Raw genomic sequence first — 10283 nt, forward strand, 5'->3', positions numbered from 1 at the left:
TTGCCCGTATCTCGGGAGAAAGGCAAGGGGGCCGCGTGGGAGAATCGGAGGGCAATCGTCCTCACTCCCGACAGGAACGGCACCTCATGGCCTCGGTCCATTCCCTCGCTTCCACTGTCCAGCAGCGCCTGGCGGACGCCCTCTCGGCTGCCCTGCCGGAGGCCGGCTCCACCGACCCGCTGCTGCGACGAAGCGACCGGGCCGACTTCCAGGCCAACGGCATCCTGGCGCTCGCGAAGAAGCTCAAGGGCAACCCGCGCGAGCTCGCGACGAAGGTCACCGACGCGCTCGACGCGCCCGGCCTCCTGAAGGACGTCGAGGTCTCGGGCCCCGGCTTCCTCAACATCACGCTCACCGACAAGGCGATCATCGAGACCCTCGCCGCGCGCGCCGCCGACGACCGGCTCGGCGTGCCGCTGAAGGAGAACCCGGGCGTCACGGTCATCGACTACGCCCAGCCGAACGTGGCGAAGGAGATGCACGTCGGCCACCTGCGTTCGGCGGTCATCGGCGACGCGCTGCGCGGCATGCTCGACTTCACCGGCGAGAAGACGATCGGCCGCCACCACATCGGCGACTGGGGCACCCAGTTCGGCATGCTCATCCAGTACCTGATCGAGAACCCCGGCGAGCTGGCCCCGGCCGACGACGTCGACGGCGAGCAGGCCATGAGCAATCTGAACCGGGTCTACAAGGCGTCCCGCGCGGTCTTCGACTCCGACGAGGAGTTCAAGGAGCGGGCGCGCAAGCGGGTCGTCGCCCTGCAGTCCGGCGACAAGGAGACCCTGGAGCTCTGGCAGCAGTTCGTGGACGAGTCGAAGGTCTACTTCTACTCGGTCTTCGAGAAGCTGGACATGGAGGTCCGGGACGACGAGATCGTCGGCGAGTCCGCCTACAACGACCTCATGCCGGAGACGGCCCGACTGCTCGAGGAGTCCGGCGTCGCCGTGCGCTCCGAAGGCGCGCTCGTGGTCTTCTTCGACGAGATCCGCGGCAAGGACGACCAGCCGGTCCCGCTCATCGTGCAGAAGGCCGACGGCGGCTTCGGCTACGCGGCCTCCGACCTCTCGGCGATCCGCAACCGGGTCACGGACCTGGACGCCACGACGCTGATCTACGTCGTGGACGTACGCCAGTCGCTGCACTTCAAGATGGTCTTCGAGACGGCCCGCCGGGCGGGCTGGCTCGGCGACGACGTCACCGCGCACAACATGGGCTACGGCACGGTGCTCGGCGCGGACGGCAAGCCGTTCAAGACCCGTGAGGGCGAGACGGTCAAGCTGGAGGACCTCCTGGACGAGGCCGCCGAGCGGGCCACCGCGGTCGTGCGCGAGAAGGCCGAGAAGGTGGGCCTGAGCGAGGAGGAGATCGTCGAGAACGGCCGGTACGTCGGCATCGGCGCCGTGAAGTACGCGGACCTCTCCACCTCGGCGAACCGGGACTACAAGTTCGACCTGGACCAGATGGTCTCCCTGAACGGCGACACGTCGGTCTACCTCCAGTACGCGTACGCCCGGATCAAGTCGATCCTGCGCAAGGCCGGGGGCGTGGCCCCCGCCGCCCACCCCGAGCTCGAACTCGCCCCGGCGGAGCGGGCGTTGGCCCTGCACCTGGACGCGTTCGGTGAGCTGCTCGCGGAGGCGACGGCCGAGTACGCCCCGCACAAGCTGGCCGCGTACCTGTACCAACTGGCCTCGCTGTACACGACGTTCTACGACCAGTGCCCGGTCCTGAAGGCCGACACCGAGGCCCAGGTGGAGAACCGCCTGTTCCTCTGCGACCTGACCGCCCGGACGCTCACCCAGGGCATGGCCCTGCTCGGCATCCGGACGCCCGAGCGCCTCTGATCGCGTCAACTCCCGCGCGGGACCGGCCGGTTCACTGCTCTTCGAGCCGGTCCCACGCGTTGCTCTGGGTGTTGTAGTCGTACGACGGCCGGCCCTTGATCGCGCTGGTGCGGAACGGCTTGCCGCCGTCGTCCACCTTGACCGTGCCGGAGTGCTCGCCGCTGCTCCAGCCGACCTCCAGGTACCAGCTGACGTCGTGCGCCTGGACGTGCACGTCCAGGTCGAAGACCTCGGGGTCGTGCGTGGACACCTTGAACGGGAAGCCCTTGGCCGGCACGACCTCGTCGCCCTGCTTCCCCGCGACCGGCTTCGTGACCGGCTGGGCCGCGTCCAGGTCGATGTCGAAGGTCTGCGGGACGACGCCGCTGCCGCAGCCGGTGCCCATGGAGTACGCCGTCCAGTTCAGCGGCGCCTCGCGCCCCACCACCCGCACGTTGACCCCGGTGATGACCACGGCCTCCTGGGCCTTGCCGGTCGTGGTCAGCTCCAGCTTCAGGTTCCCGCCGTCGACCCCGCCGAGCGCCCGTGCCCACGAGCGCCGGTCCTGCGCGCTGGGCGGGGGCGGCGGCACGGCGGTGGGCTTCTGGTCGAGCAGGTAGTACTTGCCGCACGGCGTGTCCCAGTCGTACGAGCTGATCCCCACGCTGATGGGCGTGCCGGTGGCGCCCGGCTTCGGCGGAGGCGCCGGGTGCGAGGCGGAGGCCGACGGGCTCGCCGAGGACGGTGCCGACGGGCTGGGCGTCGGGCTCGGTGAGGCGCTCGGGGTACGCCCGGCCGCGCTCTTCGGGGCCGGGTGGCTCTGCTCGGAATCGGCGACCGCACCGCTGGGCCGGTCGTCGTCCGGTCCCGACATGGCGGCGACGGCCACGACGGGCACGGCGAGCGCCACGACGGCCGCGCCGATGAGCGCGAGCCGCACCTTCTTGCCCCGGAACCGTCCCGCCGCCGAGGGCGCCCCGCCCCCGTCGGACGCGACCACATCGGGCAACTCCCCGGCCTCGGGGCCGGACCGCCGCTCCGCGGGCGGGACTTCGGCGGGGGGCTTGGGAGCGGGGACGGGAGCGGAGGCGGAGGAAGGCTCGGTGGCGGCGGGGGCGGTCTCAGCGGCGGGGACGGGATCGCCAGGAGCGGGGGCGGCGGGGGCGGCTTCGACAGCGGCGGCGGCCGCCGGGCCCGCCCCGCGCGAGCGGCGCCGCGCCTCGTCCGCCAGGATCCAGCGCCGGTGCAGTTCGACGGACTCATCGGAGCTCGCCCCGCACAGCCGGGCGAGCCGGTCGACGGGCGCGTACTCGGTGGGGACCGCGTCCCCGTTGCAGTACCGGTGGAGCGTGGACGTACTCATGTGGAGCTTGCCCGCCAGCACTCCGTAGCTGCGCCCCGAGCGGTCCTTCAACTCCCGCAGCAGCGCCGCGAACTGCTCGGACTCCGTCGTCGCCATGCCCCGGTTCCCTCCCCATCCATCCCAGGAACGCATTCCAGGGACAGGTCGTTTCCCCAGGTCAAAGGGTGTTTCAGCGTTCCAGCTTCCCCCATTGTCCCTTGCTCGTTGCCGGGCCGCCGGACCGGCCCGCAAGGTAGGTGCAGCAAGCAGCCGAACAGCTCGTTCCGGGAGCAGTCCATGCGAATCCGCATCCGGTTCAACCTCGCGGACTCGATGGCCGTCGTCGTCCTGGCCGCGTCCATCGCCACCCTCATCACGCTTCTCCACCACTACCGCCGCTGACGCGTCCACGCCGTCGGACGAGCCGGCTCACCACGCTCGAACGACGACTCACGCCTCACGGCTCACGGCGCACAACTCGCATCTCACGAATCACACGGGGAGCACCTCTCACATGCGTACCAACTTCCGTATCGCCGCCGCCGCGACCACCACCCTCGTCGCCGCCCTCGCCCTGACCGCCTGCGGAGGCGCCGACGGTTCCGGCGGAGCGAAGGCGGGCGACAAGCCGGCCGCCTCCTCGGTCGCCACCCCGGCCACCGGCGACGGCCAGGCCCCTTCGGCGAACGACTCCGCGAACGATTCGGCGGGCGCCACGGCCGGAAACGGCAAGGGCCCGGACTCGGGTCCCGGTACGGGTACGGGGTCTTCCGGTTCCGGGTCGAGCGGTTCGGGGTCGTCCGGTACGGGGTCGTCCGGTTCGGGCTCCGGCAAGCACCCCGCGACCCCCGCCAAGGCGGACGGCAAGCCCGCGAAGAAGCCCTCGTCCGGGGGCGGGGCCGTCGACGCGCCCTGCACGGGCGCCAATGTGAAGCTGACCGCGACCCCGGTGTCCCGTCCGGTCAACCACATCCTCCTGACGGTCACCAACACCGGCAAGACGCTGTGCAGCGCCTACGGCGCCCCCTCCATCTCCTTCTCCAAGGACGCGCAGTCCCCGATCCGGATCGACCGGGACACCATCCCCCAGGCCGTCGTCACGCTGTCCCCCGGCGCCTCGGCGTACGCGATGGTCCGCACCCAGGGCGAGGACGACGGCCACAGGGCGTACGACGCCGACCACGTGACCGTGTACTTCCACGGCCGCTCCGGCAACGAGTCCACGGGCCCGTCCGCCTACGCGGCGCTCTCCAAGAGCGTGGCCGTCGTGGACAGCCAGGCCATGGCGACGTACTGGCAGTCGGACCTGTCGACGATCGAGGCCTGGTAGCCGGGCCGGGGCCGGCCCCGCCTCAACTCCCTTGCGCCAGGCGCCGGGTGAGGGTGCGGCCGGTGGCCGCGAGGGCAAGGGCGGCCAGGACCAGGGCCGCCGCGACGGCGAAGGTCACCCGCATACCGGTGGCCACCGCCCCCGAGCCGGCCGTGGTGACGTCGTCCGTCGCCGAGGCGAACGCGAACACCGCACCCATGACCGAAGTCCCGGTGATGAGACCGAGGTTGCGCGACAGGTTGAGCATCCCGGAGGTGACGCCCCTCCGGTCCGCCGGGACGTCGGCCATGACGGCGGTGTTGTTGGCCGTCTGGAAGACGGCGTACCCGGCGGTGACGATCACGAGCGGGCCGACGTAGCCGAGCACCCCGAACGCCGTCGGCGTCACCGCGAGCAGGACACACCCGGTGGCCGCGGCGCCGAGCCCGGCGACGGTCATGCGGTACGCCCCGAACCGGTCCGCGACCCGTCCGGCCGGAACCCCGGTCAGCGCGGCGACGAGCGGACCGGCGGACAGCACCAGGCCGACCAGGGCGTCGTCGAGGCCGAGCGCCCTCGAAAGGTAGAACGGCCCGACGACCAGCGTCGCCATCATCACCGTCGAGACGAGGGTGCTCATGGCGAGGCTCGCGCTCAGCGCCGGATCGCGGAACATGGCGGGCCGGATCAGCGGGGACGCGGCCCGCGCCTCGACCCGTACGAACAGGACGGCCCCGAGGACGGCGGCCGCGAGCAGCACCGCGCCGAGGCCGCCGAAGTGCCCGTGCCCCAGCGTCATGGCCAGCGCGTACGCGGCGAGCGTCAGGGCGAGCAGCACCGTGCCCGGGTGGTCGAAGGCGGGCCGGGGCGTGCTGGACCGCTGCGGACCGCCGGGCGGAGTACGGTCCGCGAGCAGGTGGCGGTCGGCGGGCAGATGGCGGTCGGCGGGCAGATGGCGGCGGACCAGGACCAGGGTCGCGAGGCCGAGCGGCACGGTGACGAGGAAGATCGCCCGCCAGCCGAACCCGGAGATGAGGACACCGCCGAGCGAGGGCCCGAGCGCGGTGCCGATGGCGGACATCGTGCCGAGCAGCCCCATCGCCCGGCCCGTCCGCGCCTTGGGAACCGCCTCGCCGACGAACGCCATGGTGAGCGCCATCATCACGGCCGCCCCGAGCCCCTGCGCCGCCCGCGCCGCGATCAGCAGCCAGAGCGTGGCCGCGGCCCCGCACAGGGCCGAGGCCACAGTGAACAGCAGGACTCCGGCGAGCAGCAGCCGTCGGCGCCCGATGAGGTCGCCGAGCCGTCCGGCGCCGACGATCAGCGTGGTGACGGCGAGCAGATAGGCGAGCACCACCCACTGGACCTGCTGGAACGAGGCGCCGAACGCGTGCGCCAGGGCCGGCAGGCCGACGTTGGCGATGCTGGTGCCGAGCGACGAGAGCAGCATCGAGAGCGAGAGCCCCGCCAGCACCCATCGCACCGGGGCCGTCGGCCCACCGCGCCCCGCCACCGCCCGGGACGTCCCCGCGTCTATGGACTTCACCATGATCCCCGCTCTCCGGCCGGAGCCCGCCGAAGGGGCTCATGCCGCAGAAGCTCCTCCGGTACGCCTGGAACGGCAATCTGTGTTGCCAATTCCGGGACGGCCGGGTGGAATGCGGGTATGCCCCGACCGGACAGCAAGCCGCCCCGAGCCGAGCCGCCCCCGCCCGAGCAGGCCCCACCGGCCTCTGCCCACCAGGCGGTACTGGACGAGGTCGGGCCCCGCCTCAAGAGGCTGCGCACCCAGCGCGGTCTCACCCTGGCCGCCCTCGCCGAGACGACCGGCATCTCCAAGAGCACCCTGTCCCGCCTGGAATCCGGCCAGCGCCGCCCCAGCCTGGAACTGCTGCTGCCGCTGGCCGGCGCGTACGCCGTGCCCCTGGACGACCTGGTCGGCGCCCCCGAGGTCGGCGACCCCCGGGTCAGACTGACCCCGCGCCCCCACGCGAACGGCGGCTCGTTCGTCCCGCTGACCCGCTCGCCCGGCCCCCTCCAGGCGTACAAACTGGTCATCCCGAACCGCGGCACCGAGCCGGACCTCCGCTCGCACGAGGGCTACGAGTGGCTGTACGTCCTGGACGGCCGGCTCAGGCTCGTCCTCGGCGACCACGACCTGGTGCTCGGCCCCGGCGAGGTGGCCGAGTGGGACACCAAGGTGCCCCACTGGTTCAGCAGCGCGGACGCGCGCCCGGTGGAGGTACTGAGCCTGTTCGGAAGGCAGGGCGAACGAATGCACGTGAGAGCGAAGCCGAAGGCATCTTCAGCCCGTCCGGCGTTCGAGGGCGAGCGCCCTTAAGGCGCGAACGGGGTCTGGGGCGGAGCCCCAGGGGTGCCCCCGCATCTCAACAACCAGCTACACCAACGGAGTTGAACGCCCGGCCGAGCCGACCCAGCCCCTCCCGGATCTCACCCGGCGCAGAAGTGACAAAGCACAGCCGAAGGGCCGCCACATCGGGCACACCGGCAAAGAAGGGCGCCCCGGGAACGTAGGCCACGTCGTGCTCAACCACCCTGCCCAGCAGGGCAGTCGCGTCCCACCCCGAGGGCAGCCGGACCCACAGGAACATGCCCCCCTGCGGCCGGTTCCAGGTGGACCCGTCGGGCAGCGCGTCGGCCAGCCCCGCGAGCATGGCGTCCCGGCGCTCCCCGTAGGCGGCCCGCACGGTGGCGAGGTGCGCATCCAGGTCCCGGTCCGCCAAGTACCGTGCCGCGACGAGCTGGTTGACGGTCGGGGTGTGCAGATCGGAGGCCTGCTTGGCGATGACGCAGGCACGCAGGATCGCGTGGGGCGCCCGCACCCAGCCGATCCGAAGGCCCGGCGCCATGATCTTCGAGTAGCTGCTGAGCAGCACCGTGCGGTCGGCGGCGTCCTCAAACGAGGAGATCCAGGGCACGTCCTCGCCCTCGTAGCGCAGCTCGCCGTACGGGTCGTCCTCGACGATCCAGAGCCCCCGCCGCACGGCCACGTCGGCCACGGCCCGGCGCCGCTCGGCGGTCATGGTGCGGCCGGTGGGGTTCTGGAAGGTGGGCACGCAGTAGAACAGCTTGGGCCGCTCGCGCGCGACGATCTCGTCGAGGGCGACGGGGTCGGGCCCGTCCTCGTCGCAGGGCACGGCGACGACCCGGGCCCCGGCGAAGCCGAAGACCTGCAACGCGGCGAGGTAGCAGGGGTCTTCGACCAGAACCACGTCACCGGGTTCGAGCAGCGCGGCCGCGAGCAGGGTCAGGCCCTGCTGGGAGCCGGTGGTTATGAGGAGGTCGTCGGCACCGGTGGCGAGCCCGCGCTTGGTGAGCCGGTCGGCGGTGGCGGCGCGCAGCGCCGGGCTGCCCTCGGTGGTGGAGTACTGGAGGGCGGTGGCGGCCTGCTCGTCCATCACGGCCCGGAACGCGGCGGCCATCCCCGCGCCGTCGAACAGCTCGGGCGCGGGAAGCCCGCCCGCGAACGAGATGACCTCGGGCCGGGCGGTCAACGCGAGGATCTCCCGCACGGGCGAGGCCCCGACGGACGCGGCACGCGCGGCGAGCGGCGGCACGGGGGCGCCCGCGGCGGGCTTCGCGACTCCGGCCGGCTCGGCGGCTGCCGATGAGGAGGCGGGCATGGGGCGGCTCCTGTCAGTTGCTCGGACGTCCAAGTACCGGCACCCTACGCAGCACCCCCTGGCTCGAATCCGACCATTCCAAGATCCGAGCCATCGCCGGGTTCGCCGCCCGGGCAAATGAACTCACACCACACGAATTTGCCCGGATCCCGTTCCCCCACACCCCACTTGCCGGCCGGCACGGCCACGAGCACCAGCCCCCGTCCGGGCGGCACCCCGTGCAACAACGCGTTCGGGGCGAGTTCGCTGACGGCGTTGTCAGTGGGGGGCGTTGTCAGTGGGGGGACCTACATTCGGGGCATGGCGATGCTTGCGAATCCACTCCCCCGGCTGACGGACGACCCGACGGGCAAGGCGCTGGGGCTCGACCTGCCGCCGGGCAGGGTGATCGGCCCGGCGGCCGGACCGCTGCTCTGGTACGCGGACGACCCGGCGACCCCGGAGGACTGGGCGCGCCTGGCGCCGGCCCGCAGGGCGGCGGGTCTGCACCCCGTACTGCTGGGCGGGCAAGCCGAGTTGGCGGAATGGGAGCTGGCCCCGGAGGAGATGTCGTACCCGGGCGACCATGACGCCGAGGACGTACTGGAAGAGTTCTGGGCGGCGTACGCGGAGGGCGAGCTGGGGCTCGGGGCCGAGGACTGGCCCGGCCTGGCGGAGGCGCCCGAGCCGCGGGCGGACCCGGACCGCAGGGCGGCGGAGGTCGCGGCGGCGGCGACGTCCGAAGGCCACTTGAAGGGGGCCCGCGCGGCACTGGTCCCGGCCCGCCGCAGCGCGGACGTACCGGCGGCCCTGGGCTGGCACGGCTCGGCGAACCACGAGAACGACGTGGCACGGCTGTGCGCGGTGCTGCGCTCGTGGGAGGACAGGTTCGGGGCGCGCGTGGTGGGCCTGAGCCCCGACCGCCTGACGGTGTCGGTGGCGACCCCGCCCACGGACGGGGACGAGGCGTTGGTGCTCGCGGCGGAACACTTCGCGTTCTGCCCGGACGCGATAGCGACAGACCTGGCGGAGCACGCGGAGTCCCTTCGGGAGAGCGCGAGTTGGACGTTCTGGTGGGATTGGCGCCCGCAGGCCTGAGCGACGACCTCGGCGTACTGGCTCGCACGCGGGAGCAAAGACCAGGCCCAGAAGGCGGGCCGGCGCTGGACATGGCCGGATCCATGTCCATGGGTTCGCAACCTCGTTGCGGTTGCAATGCCGGTTCGGGGAGGATTGGCGTTCGCCGGGGGGCGTATGGGACCCGTGTGGCGGTGTGTGGGGTCAACTGACGTGCGGGGGTTGGATTTTCGTGTCGGGGTGGGATGTTTCGCCGTCGGGTGTGTCGGGGGTTCTGGGCAGGGCCGCGACGGCTGCTGAGGGGCTGTCGAAGGCGGGCGAGGCGATGCAGGTGAGTCTGCCGTCGGCGGCGCATGCGGCGGGAACGATTTCGGGGCCGTCGTGCGGGCCGGAGCGGATGGGGCCGGTCGGGAGCGCGCTGGGCGAGTTCCTGGAGAAGAAGGCGCGTGAGCTGGGCTATATCGCGGCGCGTACCGGGCATTCGCTGACCGGCGCCTTGGAGGCGACGACCGCGTACGTGCACGGGGACCTGGAGATGGCGGCGAACAAGGAGCGTCAGGCGCTGAGGGATCCCGTCATCGACGGCACGGGCAAGGAAGTCCTGGATGACACGACGCCGGGCGGTGAGCACGGTGGTGGTCAGCATGATGGTGGTCGCCACGGTGGTGGGCGGTGAGTGACGGCGGGGTCATAGAGCCGGGCGGGATCTACCATTTCACCGGCGATCTGGACCAGTTGACGAAGGACGCGGCCGCGCTGGCCAAGCAGGCCGGCCAGTTCCGGGACTCGGGTGCCGATGTGCACAAGGAGTTCCAGGGCCTGTCGGCGTTCTACCACGCCCCCGAGGCGGAGCGGCTGTTCGCGACGACGGCGCCGGTGGCGGCCAAGTCGGACGCGTTCGCCGGTGACTTGGAGAAGGTCGCCGGGGCGCTGACGGTGTACGGGGACACGGTGCGGCCGCTCGCCAAGCGCCTCGACGACCTCAAGGCGCAGGCCCTCGCGTTCACCACAAGCATCGAGGGTGACGCGCACTGGCACCGCGACCAGGACAAGGTCGACCGGAACAACGCCTTGAAGGGCGGTGTCGAGGCGGCGATGCAGGCGTT

Annotated in this window: 8 protein-coding genes and 1 pseudogene; 6 read left to right on the top strand and 3 right to left on the bottom strand. The window is 72.2% G+C overall.

Annotated features, from left to right (window positions below; translation table 11 throughout):
* The first annotated feature begins 86 nt into the window (after window positions 1-86).
* Window positions 87-1847 (top strand): arginine--tRNA ligase, encoded by a 1761-nt coding sequence (gene argS, locus ACFYZA_RS14150; protein ID WP_382590768.1) that lies wholly within the window; start codon window positions 87-89, stop codon window positions 1845-1847.
* Window positions 1848-1878: 31 nt separating this feature from the next.
* Here the strand turns inward: argS and ACFYZA_RS14155 are convergent, their stop codons facing one another.
* Entirely contained in the window at window positions 1879-3285 is a 1407-nt protein-coding gene (locus tag ACFYZA_RS14155; RefSeq protein WP_388490245.1) for a helix-turn-helix domain-containing protein, read from the bottom strand.
* Window positions 3286-3682: 397 nt separating this feature from the next.
* On the opposite strand from ACFYZA_RS14155, the gene ACFYZA_RS14160 reads away from it, so the two are divergent.
* Window positions 3683-4498, top strand: a complete 816-nt coding sequence (locus ACFYZA_RS14160; RefSeq protein WP_388490248.1) for a DUF4232 domain-containing protein — start codon at window positions 3683-3685, stop codon at window positions 4496-4498.
* Window positions 4499-4520: 22 nt separating this feature from the next.
* On the opposite strand, the gene ACFYZA_RS14165 is transcribed toward ACFYZA_RS14160, so the two are convergent.
* Window positions 4521-6026, bottom strand: coding sequence for an MFS transporter (locus ACFYZA_RS14165; RefSeq protein WP_388490251.1), 1506 nt, complete (start codon window positions 6024-6026; stop codon window positions 4521-4523).
* A gap of 117 nt (window positions 6027-6143) precedes the next feature.
* Here ACFYZA_RS14165 and ACFYZA_RS14170 point away from each other — a divergent pair, with 117 nt between their 5' ends.
* Window positions 6144-6818, top strand: a complete 675-nt coding sequence (locus ACFYZA_RS14170) for a helix-turn-helix domain-containing protein (protein ID WP_388490253.1) — start codon at window positions 6144-6146, stop codon at window positions 6816-6818.
* Window positions 6819-6864: 46 nt separating this feature from the next.
* Here the strand turns inward: ACFYZA_RS14170 and ACFYZA_RS14175 are convergent, their stop codons facing one another.
* A complete protein-coding gene (locus tag ACFYZA_RS14175; protein ID WP_388490256.1) occupies window positions 6865-8121 on the bottom strand; it encodes a PLP-dependent aminotransferase family protein in 1257 nt (418 codons plus the stop codon).
* Window positions 8122-8421: 300 nt separating this feature from the next.
* Between ACFYZA_RS14175 and ACFYZA_RS14180 the strand changes: the two genes are divergently transcribed.
* From ACFYZA_RS14180 to ACFYZA_RS14190, 3 genes and pseudogenes are all read left to right on the top strand, one after another.
* Window positions 8422-9198, top strand: a complete 777-nt coding sequence (locus ACFYZA_RS14180) for a DUF4253 domain-containing protein (RefSeq protein ID WP_388490259.1) — start codon at window positions 8422-8424, stop codon at window positions 9196-9198.
* Window positions 9199-9409: 211 nt separating this feature from the next.
* Entirely contained in the window at window positions 9410-9853 is a 444-nt protein-coding gene (locus ACFYZA_RS14185; protein WP_388490262.1) for a DUF6507 family protein, read from the top strand.
* Window positions 9850-10283: pseudogene (locus tag ACFYZA_RS14190) on the top strand (hypothetical protein); the annotation flags it as partial. The gene ACFYZA_RS14185 and the pseudogene ACFYZA_RS14190, both read left to right, overlap by 4 nt.

Source organism: Streptomyces sp. NPDC001828 (assembly GCF_042892175.1).
In the GTDB taxonomy this organism is placed as follows: domain Bacteria; phylum Actinomycetota; class Actinomycetes; order Streptomycetales; family Streptomycetaceae; genus Streptomyces.

What these genes read in the sequence shown, in the direction of transcription:
- ACFYZA_RS14160 (WP_388490248.1), top strand. Translation starts at nt 3,683, where the DNA reads ATGCGTACCAACTTCCGTATCGCCGCCGCCGCGACCACCACCCTCGTC.
- argS (WP_382590768.1), top strand. Translation starts at nt 87, where the DNA reads ATGGCCTCGGTCCATTCCCTCGCTTCCACTGTCCAGCAGCGCCTGGCG.
- ACFYZA_RS14180 (WP_388490259.1), top strand. Translation starts at nt 8,422, where the DNA reads ATGGCGATGCTTGCGAATCCACTCCCCCGGCTGACGGACGACCCGACG.
- ACFYZA_RS14155 (WP_388490245.1), bottom strand. Translation starts at nt 3,285, where the DNA reads ATGGCGACGACGGAGTCCGAGCAGTTCGCGGCGCTGCTGCGGGAGTTG.
- ACFYZA_RS14170 (WP_388490253.1), top strand. Translation starts at nt 6,144, where the DNA reads ATGCCCCGACCGGACAGCAAGCCGCCCCGAGCCGAGCCGCCCCCGCCC.
- ACFYZA_RS14165 (WP_388490251.1), bottom strand. Translation starts at nt 6,026, where the DNA reads ATGGTGAAGTCCATAGACGCGGGGACGTCCCGGGCGGTGGCGGGGCGC.
- ACFYZA_RS14175 (WP_388490256.1), bottom strand. Translation starts at nt 8,121, where the DNA reads ATGCCCGCCTCCTCATCGGCAGCCGCCGAGCCGGCCGGAGTCGCGAAG.